The following is a 15,484-nucleotide window of genomic DNA, read 5'->3' on the forward strand; positions in this document are numbered from 1 at the left end:
CGTCTGCGCTTGTTCGGGGCGTCCGTGGGGAGAGTCGATTCGTCGGGGGTCGGATCGGGGCAGGTTCACGGTCGGTTGCACGGGGCCGGGGTCGGTGCGAAAACGGCTCGGCGCGCATGGGAACCGGATCGGCTCGAGCGGTGTACCAAAAGTGATGACGCGATGACATGGCGCTACAGCAGATGACGGAGGGACCGGTCGCGGACCACGAGGGCGGCCTGCTTGGCGGGCAGGTCGATCTCGGCGGAGAAGCGGAAGCCGGCAGCGAGGAAGGAGGCGATGGAGGGCATGTTGCGAAGGTCGGGCTCCGCGACGACGCGGGCGCAGGCGGGCCGTTTGTCCAGGACGAGATCGGCCACGGCTCTCAGGAGTGTGCTGCCGAGCCCTCGGCCGCGGTCTGCGACACCACCGAGGAGGAGGTGGATACCCGTGTCGTGAGGTCGGGCGGGATAGTGGCGGGCCAGTGGGTCCAGGTCAGCCCGATAGATCTCCCAGTAGCTCATGGGGTTGCCCGCCAGCATTCCGATGCACGGGACGCTGCGTCCGTCTCCGTCGATCTGGTTCTGCATGTGGTGCTCCGCCACGGACTGAGCGCCCGCCAGGTCCCAGAACGCCGCGACGGCGGGGTCGTTCATCCACCGGCTGACGAGAGCGAGATCCCGTTCGACACGCACAGGGACGAGTTGGAACACACCGGCAGGGGTGTCGGTCGGTCCCCAGCCGGCCACGCCGTCGAGAAGGTCGTCACCGGCAGAGGGACCGACGGCCGGCGATGCCGTGCTCTTGAGGCGGCCCTGGGTCCTGTCGAGCTCGGCTCGCTCCTCTTCCAGGAGCGCGATGAGCTCGTCCGGCAGGCGCAGCTCGAGGGTGTCCTCGCTGTCGGAGCCCGCGTCGAGGACCGATCCGGCGAGACTCTCGCCAGTGGCGGTGGCGGTGGCTGTGCTGTGGGTGATCGGGGCGGTCCCGGCGCCGTTGCTCGCGTCGTTGGGAGGCACGGCGACGCTCCTTTCAGAAGGTGAGGTGGTCATGGTCCCCAGGGCGAAGGACGCGGGGATGGTCAAGGAACAGGTCAGAGGTGGAAGGAGGTAGGTGGGTGGTGGTCAGGCGAACCCGTCGGTGGTGGCGGGAAAGAGGTGGTGGTTCCGGAGGCCGTCAGGAGTGGATGGGGTTGGCGATGGTGACGTAGACGGACTGGCTGTCGACCGGGCCGACGAGTTCGTCGAGGCCGTGCAGGCGGGTCAGCAGGTTCGCCTTACTGCGCAGGACGGGTGAGTCGAGCAGCTGGGCGGGCAGTGAGGTGCGCAGCCGGGCGGGGCCGGAGGCGACGTCGTCGAGGAAGCGCCGGAAGGCGGCCAGCAGCAGTTGTTCGTCGGCCAGACGCTGCGAGCCGAACGCTCCGATGAGTCCGAAGACGTTGTTGATGGCGAGGTAGTACGCGAAACGCTCGTCCGTCACCTCGTCGGAGACGAAGGTGTCGCTGTGCTGGCCGATGCCGGGCAGTCGGGCGTCCAGTTCCGCACGCCGGGACTCGCGGAAGTAGTAACCCTGGTTGTCACGGTAGCGGCCACCTGTGGGCCAGCCGGCGGCGTCCAGCAGCACCAGGGTGTTCTGCTGGTGGGCCTCCAGGGCGATGCCTGCCTCCGCGTCCAGCCACAGCACCGGGCGAACGACCCGTTCCAGGTAACGCAGGAACCACTCGGCGGCGACGGCCGCAAGTGGGCGGCCGGTCCGGTCGGCGAGGTTGGTGACGACCTCGGCAAGACGGGTGCGTGGAGCCTGCTGGTCCGCCACCGATGGGCGCCCTACGGCGCTCGGCCGGTCATGCGGTCGAGGGGAGACGAGTCCTGCGATGCACGAGACGTCGGTGGAAGGGCTGAACGGGTTGTGGCGGATCACCACGTCGAGGCCAGGCACGGGGTCGCCGTCCGGTCCGTCGACGGCGAGCCAGGCCGGGTCGCGCACGATGTCGAACCCGGGGTGCGCGGCCTGCCACTGCTGGGAGAGACCGCCGCGCAGGAGTCGGTGCACCTCGACGCCACGGTGGAGTTCCTTGCGGAGGTTCTCACGACGGGAGTTGGTGATGCGCAGCCCCAGGGACAGCTTGAGCATGGCGGGAGCGCCGGACCTGTGAACAGTACGTACGGAGGAGGTGGGGTGCCAGGCAGAGCCCTGGACACCGAGATCGCGGAGAAGTCCGGCGTCGAGCAGAGTCGCGATCTCGGGGCGGTGCCGGACCTCGGCCATCTGCCAGGGGTGGACCGGCAAGGCGGTGTAGCCGTCGGGCAACGGCAGTGGGGACTTCGCCAGGCCTGCCGTGAGCTGGGGAGCGGCGACCGGACGCCCGCGTTCGGTCCAGGCCGAGTCGGTGGCGAGAACAGCAGGGGCGACCGCCAACCAGTGCAGAACGAACGAGCCGCCCAACTCGGGTGAGTACCGACGTGCTTCGGACTCGGTGAGACCCTCTCGGCTCTTCGGGGTCGGGTGCAGCGGATGTCCGAGTACGAGTGCCTGTTCGGCGGAGAGGAAGAGATCGGGCTGTTCGGCGGGGCGCTTCCGGTATGCGCAGATGAACGTGGCGGTTCGACGGACGGAGTCGGCCACACGTGCCACGAGGTCAGCGCTGTCGGGCACTGCGGGCGCGTCCACCGGGTTCGGCCTTCCGCGCGCCTCCCTCGCAAGGAGTGCCGCGATCGTGACGGCATCGGCGGGCGGGGACTGTGCAGGGGCATCGGCCAGGCTCGGGAGGCCGAAGCGGTGCCATCCGGTCTGGGACCAGTAGTGGACGGGGACAAGCAAGGAGGTGCCGCTGGCAGGGAGCGGGATGCGAAGGGGCCCGTTGTCGGGGGAGGGGAGGCCGGCTTCGCGTACCCAGCAGCGCAGCAGGTTCTCCACGGCGGCGGCCTCGGCTGCGGTGTGTACGTCCGGGTGCTCCAGGAAGTCCGGCGTGAGGCCGGGAAACCGTCCGACGTCAGGCGATTCTCCGTGGGTGGGGGCCGCTCCGCTTGGTGAGTCCGAGGCGGTCTCTTCCAGGATGGCCGGTCGCTGCCGGGACTGTGCGGCGTCGATGGCCTGTCGCCGTCGGGGCTCCGCCGCGTGGGAGTGGCGTGGAGCCGGTGTGGGCGAGGGGCCGGCGGATGTGGGGATGGCGTTCAAGGCTGAGGTCCTCGGGGGTGGTTCCGGGGTGGTTCTGCGGTGATGGGAGGGAGGGGTTCGAGTAGGGGTTTCCGGTTTCGAGAACTTCTGGGGGTGGTTCGAGGGATGGGTCCGAGTGAGGTTTCGGGTGGTTCCGGAGTGGCTCTGAACGGGGGCACGGGTGGTGTCGAGTGGGGGTGCCGGATGGTGTGTCGGTGGCCTGCGTGTGCGGTGGTGGTCGCCGGAACGCGAGGGGGGCCTGCGACGGACAACCTGGAGAGGGGCGAAGCCGCCTACGGGGTACGGGCTTTGGGAGGCGCGGCCGCCGTGGGCTTGTGGGCGGGCAATCGCGTGGCTGGTCGTGGGGCTAGCCCGCGCGTTCGGCTGCGTCGTTGTGCGATCTGGGCCGTCGCTGCGGGTGATGCGTTCGGCCCTCACGGGTACGGCTGCGGGCCACCGCGGCCACCGCGTCGGACAGACGGTCGAGCACTGCGGTCGCCTGCTCGTCACTGATGGTCAGCGGTGGGAGCAGCCGTACGACGTTCGCGCGAGGGCCGCCGACTTCGACGATCAGGCCGCGGCGCAGGCACTCCCGCTGGACCGCGGCCGCCAGTTCGGGAGCGGTCGGCCGGGAGGAGTGCGGGAGGTCCGGCATCGGAGCCGGTTCCGGTGTTCCGTTACGGACGTGGGCCGGCCCCGGGACTGGGGCTGGGCCGACCAGGGTTCCAGGAACGTCGACGCCCCTCGGTGCGCCAGGCTTGCGATCCCCTTCGGGATCTACCAGCTCGACCCCGATCATCAGTCCGCGTCCCCGCACGGCCCCGATGTGCGGGAACTCCGTTGCCAGGTCGCGCAGTCGGGCGAGCATACGGAAGCCCAGAGTCGCCGCTCTTTCGGCAAGGTGGTTTTCGCGGACGTAGGCCAGGGTGGCGGTGCCGGCGGCCATGGCGAGTTGGTTGCCGCGGAAGGTGTCTGCTTGGGCATCGGGCTGCTGTACGTCCAACTCGTCGCGGTAGACCACTACGGAGAGGGGGAGGCTGCCGCCGATGGCCTTGGACAGGACCATCACGTCGGGCGTGACGTCGCTGTGGTCCACCGCCCAGAAGGCGCCCGTGCGCCCGACCCCCGTCTCAACCTCGTCGGCGATCAGCGGGATGGATCGGGCAGCCGTGATGCGACGCATGAGCCGCATCCACTCGTCGGGCGCGGGAAACACACCGTCCTCGCTGCGGACGGGGTCGACGACCCATCCGGCAGGAAGTGGCGGGTGCGGTTCGGGGTCGTTGAGGAGGGCCTCGGTCCAGTGGGCCGCACGTTCGGCGTCATGAACGCCGGCGACACCGAAGGGGCAGCGGTGGTCGTACGGAGAGAGCAGACGCGCGAGGTGGGGCTCGGCGTCGGGCCGGGAGGAGCGGAGCGCTCCGACCGTCATCTCGTGGTGGGCGTCCGTGTAGGTGAGGATGCCGGTGCGTCCGGTCGCGGCCCGTACGAGCTTGAACGCGGCCCTCATCGCGTCGCTTCCGGCCGGACCGCAGAACTGCACGCGTGCATGGTCGGCGAGGCCTGGCGGCAGGGTGTGAAACAGCTCGGCGGTGAAGGCGTCCTGGACAGGTGTTGCCAGGTCGGGTACGTGCAGAGGTGCTCCCGAATCGAGGACCCTGCGGATCGCTTCCAGGACCACGGGATGGTTGTGGCCGAGTGCCAAGGTGCCCGCACCGGAGAGACAGTCCAGGTAACGACGGCCGTCCGCGCCCTCGATGGTCAGCCCGCGTGCGCGTACGGGCACGATCGGCAGGGCGCGTGCGTAGGTGCGCGCCGCCGGCTCGCGGGCCGGTTGCCGCCCCGGCATTCCCGGCCGTGGCATTCCCTGCCGTGGGATTTGCTGCCGTGGGGAGCGTGCCGCCACGGCACCGCGCATTACCGACACTTCTACGGCGGGTGCCGGCACCGCGTCGGGCTCCTGTACGGCCACGGACATCAGCGTGCCTTCACGCGTCCGTGCGACCTCGGACACTCCGACGCCCTTGGGGGCCACGGCCTCGGAGGTCCCGGTCTCAGGGGTTCCCTTGGACGAGGTCCCGGCCTCAGGGGCTCCTTCGGACGAAGAGTCGGTCACGGCCACGGTTCCCCGTCCTCCCGCTGTCCACGAACGAGGGGTTTCTCGCGCCTCGCCCAGTTCGAACACGACATCCCATGAGCAGCCTCGACGCCCCGAGGGGATCTGAGCACAAGGGACCGGACACCTTCAGCCCCCACGGCTACCAACCCCGGACCGCTCAACGAGTTACGGGCTACCGCAAGATCATTGCCGTGGCCGAAACAGCGCCTGCCGGGATGGGCTCGCGCATCGGATTCGTCGATGGTCCGGTCGGCGCCCCTGGCCTACGGCGCCCCGCTGCCGGGCCGGCGCGACAGCGGCTCGGCCGGCAGTGGCGCCGCGAGTGAACTGGACCGAGGGCCTGACGGACACGGTCGGCTGGCTCGCTCAGATGTGGGCCGGCGACCACCCGAACAACTACGAACGGTGATGGAATCGCACATGTCTTTATTGAGCTCCTTTCACATGTTTGAGACGACTGTGGTGCGGCACCCAGGGGACCGGAGCCCACCCACCGGACAGCCTGGAGCGGCCCCATGCCCTTCCTCCGAACCAACGCCGCGTTCCACGAACTGGCCGCCGCACCGATCGAAGACGGCAGGACCGTCGCCGCTGCGGAGGAGGGTTTCAGCCGGCGTAAGCACGACAAGTGCCCGGTTCCGTTCCCCGCGTGGGAGCTGCCGGAACGCTCCGCCCATTGGTGCGCCGAAGTGCGGCCGGGGAGCTGGACGCCGTCGCATACGCGTTCGAGCCGGCGCCGGCCCGGCCCGCGGCGGAGACGGCTCTGTCCGATCCTGGGGCCGCGCTGCCGCAGGAGTACGCGCGCAGTTCCCACGAGTTACTGGCCGAGGCGGCCCTGCCCGGAGTCGACCCGGCCAAGGTCGTCTTCCCTCCCCACCATGTGGGCGCGGCGCAGGCCTGCTCGGCCGGGCCTGCCTCCCCGCACCCAGACACGCCGTCCTCGACGGCCGCGGCGAGGACCTCTCGCATCTCACGGGCCGCTCCCATGAGGGCCGACTCGACACACTCGCGACGCGGGCGCTGCTCCACTCCCCCGGCCTGGCCTACGAAGGGCTCACAGTGAACACCAGCCTCGACTCCGCCGGGCGACCGATGGTCGACGATCCGCGCGACGCGCTGGAGTATCTCGGCTCCGCGCCCCTCAGCCTTCTGGCATTCGGGACGTACGCGGTGCGCAGGGGGACGGCGTTCGGCGGCGGGAGGGAACACGCATGACCGACTACGCCGTCGTGATTCCCACCCTGGCCCGCGACACGCTCGCCGACTGTCTCGCCGCCCTCGCCGCGGCCACGGGCCCGCGGCCGCGCGAGATCGTCCTTGTCGACGACCGGCCCGAGCCCGAACTCGGCGCGTTGGAGCACGGACTCGCCGTTCTCGGCGATCTGCGGGGCAGCACCACCGTGCTGACCAGCGCGGGACGCGGGCCGGCTGCCGCCCGCAACACCGGTTGGCGTGCGGTGACCTCACCCTGGGTCGTCTTTCTCGACGACGACGTCCAGGTCGGGCCGCACTGGTGCGACCAGCTCGCGCGGGACCTGACCGAGGCCACCCCCGACACCGGCGCCGTGCAGGGCGTGATCGCCGTACCGTTGCCCGGTGAGCGGCGCGCCACCGACTGGGAGCGCGGTACCGCCGGCCTCGCCCGGGCGCGGTGGATCACCGCCGACATGGCGTACCGCACCGACGCCCTCAAGCAGGTCGGCGGCTTCGACGAACGTTTCCGGCGAGCCTTCCGCGAGGACGCCGACATCGCGCTGCGTGTGCTGAACGCCGACTGGCGCATCCGCCAGGGCCGCCGTACCACCCGCCACCCCGTGCGGCCCGCCGACCGCTGGGTGTCCCTGCGCGCCCAGCGCGGCAACGCCGACGACGCGCTGATGCGGCAACTCCACGGAGCCGACTGGTGGGAGAAGGCGGTGGCGCCACGCGGTCGCTTCCGTGCGCACGTCGCGCTGACAGCCACGGGAGCGGCGGCCTGCGCCCTCGCCGCCGTACGACACCGTCGGGCCGCCGCGGCCGCCGCGCTCGGCTGGCTCGCGGGAACCGGCGAGTTCGCGTGGACCCGCATCGCGCCCGGACCGCGCACCCGCCACGAGGTCGCCACGATGGTCGTCACCAGCGCGCTCATCCCGCCCGCCGCCGTCTGGCACCGGCTGAACGGCCGGTTGCGGCACCGGGGCGCTCGGCCATGGGCGGAGGCGGCGCGGTGAACCGGGTCGGAGCCGTGCTGTTCGACCGCGACGGCACCCTCGTGCACGACGTTCCCTACAACGGCGACCCCGAGCGGGTCCGCCCGGTCGAAGGAGCCCGGGAGGCACTCGGCCTGCTGCGTGCCCGCGGCATCCGCACCGGCGTCGTCAGCAACCAGTCCGGCGTGGCTCGCGGCCTGATCAGCGCGGCGGACGTGCGCCGCGTCAACGCGCGCGTCGACGAGACTCTGGGCCCCTTCGACGTGTGGGCCGTCTGCCCCCACGGGCCCGGCGACGGCTGCCACTGCCGCAAGCCCGCACCCGGTCTCGTGCTGTGGGCGGCCGGGCGGCTGTGTGTGGACCCGGCCGACCTGGTCGTCATCGGCGACATCGGCGCCGACGTCGAGGCCGCCCGCCGGGCCGGCGCCCACGGCATCCTCGTACCAAACGCCGCCACCCGACCGGAAGAGACGGCCGCCGCGGATCATGTCGCCCCCGACCTGCTCAGCGCGGTGCGCGCTGTGCTGGAGAGGCGGGGAGACGACGTCACGCCGCCGGCCGACGGCCCGAATCGCCGCTTCATCGACCCGGGCTACGACGAGCGGGGAAACGCGGGCTACGGCGAGCAGGTCGATGCCGACTACGGCGGGCGGCTCGATGCGGGCTACGGCCGAGAGGTCGATGAGGCCTACGACCGGCACCTCGACCAGAGCTACGACCGGCACCTCGACGCACGACGCGATGACCGCCACACCGACCCGGGCTACGGCCGGCCCGACCCGCGGCGGAGCGCCGGCGATGAGCAGCCTGCCGAACCCCGCGAGTGGCCGATGGCAAGGCCTGAGCTGCCGGGTGAGCAGGGAGAGCGGCTCACGGTCGGCCACCAGCAGCCGAGCGGGCCGAGCGGGCCGAGCGGGCCGAGGGAGTGGCGCACAGCAGCCGGCCTGCAGCAAGGCAGGCAACGGGTGAACGGAAACGAGAACGCGGACAGGGCCGAGACCGGCCGCGAGAACGGAAACGGGAACGGGAACGGGAACGGGAACGGGAGGTGACGGTCACATGGCCGGCAAAGCACCCCTTCTGCTGGACGCCGGGCGCGTCGGGCTGCTCCAGGCCGCCCGCGGGATCGGTGACTGCCTGGTCGTCTGCGTCGACTCGGACGCGCCGGTACAGCGCCGCAAGGGTGCGGGCCGGCCGGTCGGTCCGTCGGCCGACCGGGGCCGCGTGCTGCGCGCCCCGGACTGCGTCGACGCCGTGGCCGTGTTCGACGAGGACACGCCGGAACGCCTCATCGCCGACCTGCGCCCCGACATGTGGGGCAAGGGCGGCGACTGCACCGGCGCGGAACTGCCCGAGGCGGTGCTGCTCGAGGAGTGGGGCGGGCAGGCCGTGCTCCTGCCGTACCTCGACGGACGGTCGTCCACGGCACTGATGGCACGGGCTGCGGCAGACGCGGAGGACGCGGCATGAGCGGGTCCGCCGCGCCACTGCGCATCCTGGTGCTGCGGGCGCTGGGCCTCGGGGACATGCTGGCCGGTGTACCCGCGCTGCGCGCGCTGCGCCGGGCGTTCCCGGGGCACGAGCTGGTGCTGGCCGCGCCCGCGGAACTGGCCCCGGTGGCCGCGGCGACGGGCGCCGTGGACAGGTTGCTGCCCGCCTCCGCCCCGGGCCGCGCCGTACCGCGCACCCTGGACTGGGACGGCCCGCCGCCGGACGTCGCCGTGGACCTGCACGGCAACGGCCCGTCAAGCCACCGGCTGTTGAGTGACCTGCGTCCGAAGCGACTGCTCGCCTTCGGCCACCCGGAGACACCGGAGATCGAGGGCCCGCAGTGGCGTGCCGAGGAACACGAGCGGGACCGCTGGTGCCGGCTGCTGGCCTCCTACGGCATCCCCGCCGACCCTGCCGACCTGCTGCTGCCCGGTCCGTCCGAGGCGTCCCCGGCTCCCGGTGCCGTCGTACTGCACCCGGGAGCCGCGGCCCCCTCGCGCCGCTGGCCGGCCGACCGCTTCGGGGATGTCGCGACGGCCCTGCGCGAACGGGGCCACCGGGTGGTCGTCACCGGAGGAGCGGGAGAGGACGAACTGGTGGCCTCGCTCGCGGAACGGGCGGGGCTGCCGAAGAGTGACCTTCTCGTCGGCGGCCTGCCCTTCGCGGGGTTGTCCGCGCTCGTCGCCGAGGCGCGGGCGGTGATCAGCGGCGACACCGGTGTGGCACACCTTGCCGTCGCCTACGCCACCCCTTCGGTCACCCTCTTCGGCCCGGTACCGCCGAGCCGTTGGGGTCCGCCGGAGTGCCCCCGCCACCGCGCCCTGTGGCACCCGGGCCCGGACGGCGAAGGCGACCCCCACGGATCGCGACCGGACCCGGGCCTGCTCCGGATCACTCCGCGCGACGTGCTGGCGGCGGTGCGCTCACTGCCGATGCCTGACGCCTGCCCGGCCGGTGCACGGTGACCGACGACGGCGGCCCCACACCTGCCGGCCGACACAGCAGCCCGGGCAGGCAGACACCCGTTGCCCAGAGCCGCCCAGCATCCACCTCCACGCCCACTCCACCCCCACCCACTCCCCCTGATCCCTCCCACTCCCCCCTCCGCACCCCGTTCCACCCCCGCCCCTTCCCTCACACCGCCCCTTCCCCGGGGCCGCCCGTGGACGCTTCAACAGAACGCTCAGCCATAGGTGTTGTCATCGCGACCCGTAACCGCTCCGCCCGTCTGGCCGTGACCCTCCGTCATCTGCTGGACCTTCCGGAGCGGCCGCAGATCGTCGTGGCCGACAACGCCTCCACCGACGACACCCGCGCCATGCTCGTCCGGGACTTCCCCCGGGTGCGCGTGCTGGCGCTGCCCTCCAACCGCGGCGCGCTCGCCCGCACCCACGGCCTCCGTGCCCTCGACACGCCGTACGTCGCCTTCAGCGACGACGACTCCTGGTGGGCGCCCGGGGCCCTGGCCACCGCCGCCGGGCTCCTCGACAGCCATCCGCGGCTCGGCCTGCTCGCCGCCCGCACCCTCGTCGGACCGGAGGAGACAGCCGACCCCCTCAACGACGTCCTCGCCGCCTCGCCCCTCGGCCCCGCCGACGACCTGCCCGGCGTCCAGGTCCTGGGCTTCCTGGCCTGCGCCGCGATGACGCGACGTACCGCCTACCTCGACGCGGGCGGCTTCCACCCGCTGCTGTTCTTCGGCGCCGAGGAGACCCTGCTCGCCTACGACCTGGCCGCGCGCGGCTGGGGCGTCGCCCACTCCCCCGAGGTGGTCGCCCACCATCACCCGGCGCCCAGCCCGCGCTCCGACCGCCCGGCCGTCGTACGCCGCAACGAACTGCTCACCTCATGGCTGCGCCGCCCCGTGCCGCACGCGCTCGCCCGCACCCGCGCCCTGGCCGCCGACGCCCGCCGCGACCACGCCGCCCGCCGCGCCCTCCGCGAAGCGCTCGTCCGCCTGCCCGCCGCGTCGCGCGCCCGCCGCCCGCTGCCCCCGCATGTGGAGCGGGCAGCCCGCCTGCTGGGGGAGACCGACCGAGGTCCGGCATGACCGACGACCGCACCACCGCCGTACCCAGGCCCTCCGGTTCGTAAGTCGCGTCCACCCACGGCTGCGACCGGCCGGCGAGAAGAACCTGCTCGCCGCCCGAACCCCGCGCCCGGTGCCCGGCGCCCCGCACCCGTGACCCCGCACCCCGTAACCCGTAACCCCGGGTCAGCCGGCCCGGTCCACGACCCGCGTCTGCAGGGCCTCGACGAGGCGGTCGGCGCCGTCCCGGACGACGCCCTCGCGGAACTCGGCGGCGATCTGGCGCGCGGTGACGGAGCCGGTGGTCAGGCACCAGTGCCACCAGCGTTCCAGCAGGCGCCCATCCAGTTGCTCGGCGGGCACGAGCGCGGGCCAGTCGCAGGCGCGCGCCTGCGCGGTCACGTTCGCCCCGCCCGCCACCGGGTCGACGGCCAGCGCCGGAACGCCCGCGCGCAGCGCCAGGACCAGCCCGTCCAGCCCGTCCGTGACGACGAGGTCCAGCCGGGTGAGCACGGACTCGAGCTGGGCCGGCGTCGCGCACAGGCGCCAGTCGCGGGTGTCGAGCCGCGTGTCGAGCTGCAGGCAGGCGCAATCCTTCCCGGCCAGCCACGAGGTGACCTCCTCGGCGACCCGAACGTGTCGGCGCTGCGGGCCGTGCTCGTGCTGACCGTGCGTGAGCACGACGCCGACGACTGGCCGCTGGGGCGGTGCGGGCGCGCGGGCCGCCAGGTCCCGGCCGGGCTCGGTGTCCGAGGCGTCCCGCGCCAGGACGCGGTGGAACCCGGTCACGGCGGGGCTGCCCGGCGCGATGACGGACGTCCCGACCGCGATCCGTACGCAGTGCGCGAACCTTCGGTGCAGTTCCTCGATCTGCTCGCCGTGCACCGGACCGCACACGAACACGAGGTGGGAGTAGTCCCCGGGCCGCACGTCCTCCAGGTGCAGGGCCTCGGGGCGGAACCCGGGGCTCCAGGCGACGTCGTGGGCGATGCCCGCATGCCCGAGCACGTCCCGGACCCGTTCCAGGGCCAGCACGTCCCCGGCGGTCGCCTCTCCGCGCGGGAAGCTGAACCACCCGGTCAGCAGCAGTCTCCGGTGGGGCTCGCGGGTCTCCGGGATCGCTCCCAGCGGTTGCTCGTGCATAGTTCGACCGGGTTCCCGGCGAGCCGGAGGGCAATCACCGGTGCCGGCGAGACCGCTGGTACGGCGGGGGGCCGGGACCCACACGGCCAGGTCGGACAGCCTGTAGCCGAACCGTTGCCGCCCTGTCCGAAGTCCCCCACAGGGAGCGCATAGTGTGTGATGCCGTTCGGGTACCCGCGCTGATCGCGCGGGGCCGCCCGAGCAGGCAACATCACCGGCTCGGAACCGAGTTCAGACAGCGGAACTCGCGTTGAGCACGCCCCGGCCCGTCAACGTACGTCACAGCAGATCACAGCACTTCAAGGCACCTCAGGGGGAGTCAGACCATGGGATCCATACGGCCGTCGTTCACCGCTCGGGGGGAGAGTCGCCGGGAGGGGGCGCGCCGCAGGACTTCCCCCGTGCTGGCCACTGTCGCGCTCGCTTCGGCCCTCGCGCTCACGGCCACCGCCTGCGATTCGGGCGACTCGCAGGCCGACGGACAGACCTCCGCCTCCGCCTCGTCGAACGGCGACGGCAAGATCAAAATCCCGGACAACATCAAGGAAAAGCTCAAAGAGCACGGGATCGACGTCGACAAGTGGAAGGACGGCGCCTGGAAGAACTGGGACAGGGACGACTGGCTGCGTGAGGCCCAGGACTACGTCAATCCGATCATCGAGGGCCTGTGGGACCCGGATCGGATGCGTGGCGCCGACGACCCGGACAAGGTGGTCGACCCCGGCGACCTCGCCGATGACCAGGGCGTGACCGACCCGACGCCCGCGTCGGTCGACGCGAAGTCCGTGCCGCCCGCGTACCACGCCAACGCAGCCGAGGCGGGCAAGGTGTTCTTCGACTCCCCCGAAGGCACGATGGTGTGCTCGGCGACGGTCGTCCAGGACCCGGCCCATCCCGGCAAGTCCAACCTGGTCTGGACGGCGGGCCACTGCGTCCACGCCGGAAAGAAGGGCGGCTGGTATCGCAACATCGCGTTCGTGCCCTCGTACAACGACAAGGGTGAAACGGCCGAGCAGTTGCAGAACGTCCCCAAGGAGGAGGTCGCTCCGTACGGCGTCTGGTGGGGCGACTGGGCGCAGACCTCGCAGCAGTGGATCGAGCAGGGCGGTGCGACGGGCGGCGACGGCGCCCCGTACGACTTCGCGGTCATCCATGTGACGCCCGAGGAGGGCAGCGGCGGCAAGTCGCTGGAGGAGACGGTCGGGTCGGCGCTACCGGTCGACTTCAAGGCCCCGGCCGTTCCGAAGGTGCCAAGCATCACGGCCACCGGGTATCCGGCCGCGGCGCCCTACGACGGGCAGAAGCTGTACCAGTGCACGGACCGGCCGGGCCGGCTGTCGATCACCGCGTCGGCCCCGACGATGTACCGCATCGGGTGCAGCATGACCGGCGGTGCGTCCGGCGGCGGCTGGGTCGCGACGGGCTCGAACGGCAAGCCGGCGCTCGTCTCCAACACCTCGATAGGCCCGGTGACTTCGGGCTGGCTGGCCGGACCGCGGCTGGGTGACGTGGCCGAGGGCGTGTACGACTCCGTGAGCGAGAAGTTCGCCGGCCAGTGACCGTCCATGTCGTGGACGACGTCATGAGCGAGTGAGACGTACGGCGGCCGGTGGCCGCGGACGCACGCCGAAGGCCCGCCTCCTGCTTCAGGCAGGGGGCGGGCCTTCGGGCGTGTTGCGGAACGCCGGGCGGGCTCGTCCTGGCGCGACTCAGCCGAGCGGCGCGGGAACGTACGGCGCGAGATCCGCCGCCAGCTCCTCGTGCACCCGCGCCTTGAGCAGGGTTCCCTCCGGCGTGTGCTCCTCGGAGATCACCTCACCCTCGGTGTGGGCACGGGCGACGAGCTTGCCGTGGGTGTACGGCACAAGTGCCTCGATCTCGACCGAGGGCCTGGGCAGCTCGTTGTCGATCAGCGCGAGCAGCTCGGTGATGCCGAGTCCGGTGCGGGCCGAGACCGCGATCGACCGCTTCTCGTTCCGCATCAGCCGCTGGAGTGTCAGCGGGTCGGCCGCGTCCGCCTTGTTGATCACGACGATCTCGGGTACGCCGGTGGCGCCGACGTCCCTGATCACCTCGCGCACGGCGGCCAGCTGCTCCTCCGGCACGGGGTGCGAGCCGTCCACCACGTGCAGGATCAGGTCGGCGTCGCCGACCTCCTCCATGGTGGAGCGGAACGCCTCGACCAGGTGGTGCGGAAGGTGCCGCACGAAGCCGACCGTGTCGGTCAGCGTGTACAGCCGTCCGCTGGGGGTCTCGGCCCGGCGCACGGTCGGGTCGAGAGTGGCGAACAGGGCGTTCTCGACCAGGACGCCCGCGCCCGTGAGGCGGTTGAGCAGGGAGGACTTACCGGCGTTGGTGTAGCCCGCGATGGCGACGGACGGCACCTTGTGGCGCCGACGTTCCTGGCGCTTGATCTCGCGGCCGGTCTTCATGTCCGCGATCTCCCGGCGCATCTTCGCCATCTTCTCGCGGATCCGACGCCGGTCCGTCTCGATCTTGGTCTCACCGGGACCACGGGTGGCGAGGCCGCCGCCCTTGCCGCCGCCCATCTGTCGGGACAGCGACTGACCCCAGCCGCGCAGCCTCGGCAGCATGTACTGCATCTGCGCGAGCGCGACCTGCGCCTTGCCCTCCCGGGACTTGGCGTGCTGGGCGAAGATGTCCAGGATCAGGGCCGTACGGTCGATGACCTTGACCTTGACGACGTCTTCGAGGTGGATGAGCTGGCCCGGACTGAGCTCACCGTCGCAGATGACGGTGTCCGCGCCCGATTCGATGACGATGTCCCGCAGTTCGTTGGCCTTGCCGGAACCGATGTAGGTGGCGGCGTCGGGCTTGTCGCGGCGCTGGGTCACGCCGTCGAGCACGACCGCGCCCGCTGTCTCCGCGAGGGCGGCGAGCTCCGCGAGGGAGTTGTCCGCGTCCTGCACGGTTCCCGAGGTCCAGACGCCGACGAGCACGACCCGCTCCAGGCGGAGCTGACGGTACTCGACCTCGGTGACGTCCTCGAGTTCGGTGGAGAGGCCTGCCACGCGGCGCAGGGCCGCGCGCTCGGAGCGGTCGAACTGGTCGCCGTCCCGCTCTCCGTCGATCTCGTGGCTCCAGGCGACGTCCTCTTCCATCAGGGCATCGGCCCGAAGACCGTCGGGGTAGGCGTGCGCGAGGCGCTGACTGTCCTGGGAAGGGGATGAAGAGGAGGTCATTGGGTCCTTACGTCGTTGGGGATGGCGTGTACGGCGGCGGCCGCGGGGCGGAAGCCGAGCTTCTGACCTGGTCCGTCTCTGTTCTCAACGCACGAGTGCCCCGGGAGATTCCCTTGTCCCGTGCGGTGTCCTGCCGCGCCGACCTGACGATGGTCGCACGGGACGGCCCGTCTCGTCA

General features: G+C 71.9%; 11 protein-coding genes and 2 pseudogenes. 8 read left to right on the forward strand and 5 right to left on the reverse strand.

Annotated elements, in window-relative coordinates; translation table 11 throughout:
- Positions 1-173: 173 nt before the first annotated feature.
- The 3 genes from OG985_RS14460 to OG985_RS14470 form a co-directional block, all read right to left on the reverse strand.
- Positions 174-995 (reverse strand): GNAT family N-acetyltransferase, encoded by an 822-nt coding sequence (locus tag OG985_RS14460; RefSeq protein WP_371668736.1) that lies wholly within the window; start codon positions 993-995, stop codon positions 174-176.
- Between the two features lie 157 nt (positions 996-1,152).
- Positions 1,153-3,153, reverse strand: coding sequence for an IucA/IucC family siderophore biosynthesis protein (locus tag OG985_RS14465; RefSeq protein ID WP_371668737.1), 2,001 nt, complete (start codon positions 3,151-3,153; stop codon positions 1,153-1,155).
- Positions 3,154-3,499: 346 nt separating this feature from the next.
- The gene (locus OG985_RS14470; protein ID WP_371674371.1) at positions 3,500-5,050 is read right to left on the reverse strand and encodes an aminotransferase class III-fold pyridoxal phosphate-dependent enzyme; all 1,551 of its coding nucleotides are present in this window, start codon (positions 5,048-5,050) and stop codon (positions 3,500-3,502) included.
- Between the two features lie 877 nt (positions 5,051-5,927).
- On the opposite strand from OG985_RS14470, the gene OG985_RS14475 reads away from it, so the two are divergent.
- The 7 genes and pseudogenes from OG985_RS14475 to OG985_RS14505 all read left to right on the forward strand — a co-directional run bounded on the left by OG985_RS14475 (position 5,928) and on the right by OG985_RS14505 (position 10,981).
- Positions 5,928-6,314, forward strand: a complete 387-nt coding sequence (locus OG985_RS14475; protein WP_371668738.1) for a hypothetical protein — start codon at positions 5,928-5,930, stop codon at positions 6,312-6,314.
- Positions 6,311-6,466 carry a hypothetical protein gene (locus OG985_RS14480; protein WP_371668739.1) on the forward strand — a complete coding sequence of 52 codons (156 nt, stop codon included), beginning with the start codon at positions 6,311-6,313 and terminating at the stop codon, positions 6,464-6,466. Before OG985_RS14475 ends, OG985_RS14480 begins: the two co-directional genes overlap by 4 nt.
- Positions 6,463-7,461, forward strand: coding sequence for a glycosyltransferase (locus OG985_RS14485; RefSeq protein ID WP_371668740.1), 999 nt, complete (start codon positions 6,463-6,465; stop codon positions 7,459-7,461). The genes OG985_RS14480 and OG985_RS14485 overlap by 4 nt, the downstream gene beginning before the upstream one ends.
- Positions 7,458-7,970, forward strand: a pseudogene (locus tag OG985_RS14490) (D-glycero-alpha-D-manno-heptose-1,7-bisphosphate 7-phosphatase); the annotation flags it as partial. The gene OG985_RS14485 and the pseudogene OG985_RS14490, both read left to right, overlap by 4 nt.
- A gap of 472 nt (positions 7,971-8,442) precedes the next feature.
- Positions 8,443-8,910 (forward strand): annotated as a pseudogene (locus OG985_RS14495) (D-beta-D-heptose 1-phosphate adenosyltransferase); the annotation flags it as partial.
- Positions 8,907-9,896 carry a glycosyltransferase family 9 protein gene (locus tag OG985_RS14500; RefSeq protein ID WP_371668741.1) on the forward strand — a complete coding sequence of 330 codons (990 nt, stop codon included), beginning with the start codon at positions 8,907-8,909 and terminating at the stop codon, positions 9,894-9,896. The pseudogene OG985_RS14495 and the gene OG985_RS14500, both read left to right, overlap by 4 nt.
- A gap of 197 nt (positions 9,897-10,093) precedes the next feature.
- A complete protein-coding gene (locus OG985_RS14505) occupies positions 10,094-10,981 on the forward strand; it encodes a glycosyltransferase family 2 protein (RefSeq protein ID WP_371668742.1) in 888 nt (295 codons plus the stop codon).
- Between the two features lie 165 nt (positions 10,982-11,146).
- On the opposite strand, the gene OG985_RS14510 is transcribed toward OG985_RS14505, so the two are convergent.
- On the reverse strand, positions 11,147-12,103 hold the full coding sequence (locus OG985_RS14510) for a polysaccharide pyruvyl transferase family protein (RefSeq protein ID WP_371668743.1): 957 nt from the start codon (positions 12,101-12,103) through the stop codon (positions 11,147-11,149).
- A 326-nt stretch (positions 12,104-12,429) separates the two neighbouring features.
- Here OG985_RS14510 and OG985_RS14515 point away from each other — a divergent pair, with 326 nt between their 5' ends.
- The gene (locus tag OG985_RS14515) at positions 12,430-13,662 is read left to right on the forward strand and encodes a serine protease (protein ID WP_371668744.1); all 1,233 of its coding nucleotides are present in this window, start codon (positions 12,430-12,432) and stop codon (positions 13,660-13,662) included.
- 150 nt (positions 13,663-13,812) lie between these two features.
- Here the strand turns inward: OG985_RS14515 and hflX are convergent, their stop codons facing one another.
- Positions 13,813-15,306 carry a GTPase HflX gene (hflX, locus tag OG985_RS14520; RefSeq protein ID WP_371668745.1) on the reverse strand — a complete coding sequence of 498 codons (1,494 nt, stop codon included), beginning with the start codon at positions 15,304-15,306 and terminating at the stop codon, positions 13,813-13,815.
- Positions 15,307-15,484: the final 178 nt, after the last annotated feature.

The sequence above is a fragment of the Streptomyces sp. NBC_00289 genome, assembly GCF_041435115.1.
Classification (GTDB): domain Bacteria; phylum Actinomycetota; class Actinomycetes; order Streptomycetales; family Streptomycetaceae; genus Streptomyces.

Coding starts and splice junctions, on each gene's coding strand:
- OG985_RS14510 (WP_371668743.1), bottom strand. CDS start 12,103: ATGCACGAGCAACCGCTGGGAGCGATCCCGGAGACCCGCGAGCCCCAC.
- OG985_RS14485 (WP_371668740.1), top strand. CDS start 6,463: ATGACCGACTACGCCGTCGTGATTCCCACCCTGGCCCGCGACACGCTC.
- OG985_RS14500 (WP_371668741.1), top strand. CDS start 8,907: ATGAGCGGGTCCGCCGCGCCACTGCGCATCCTGGTGCTGCGGGCGCTG.
- OG985_RS14470 (WP_371674371.1), bottom strand. CDS start 5,050: ATGCGCGGTGCCGTGGCGGCACGCTCCCCACGGCAGCAAATCCCACGG.
- OG985_RS14515 (WP_371668744.1), top strand. CDS start 12,430: ATGGGATCCATACGGCCGTCGTTCACCGCTCGGGGGGAGAGTCGCCGG.
- hflX (WP_371668745.1), bottom strand. CDS start 15,306: ATGACCTCCTCTTCATCCCCTTCCCAGGACAGTCAGCGCCTCGCGCAC.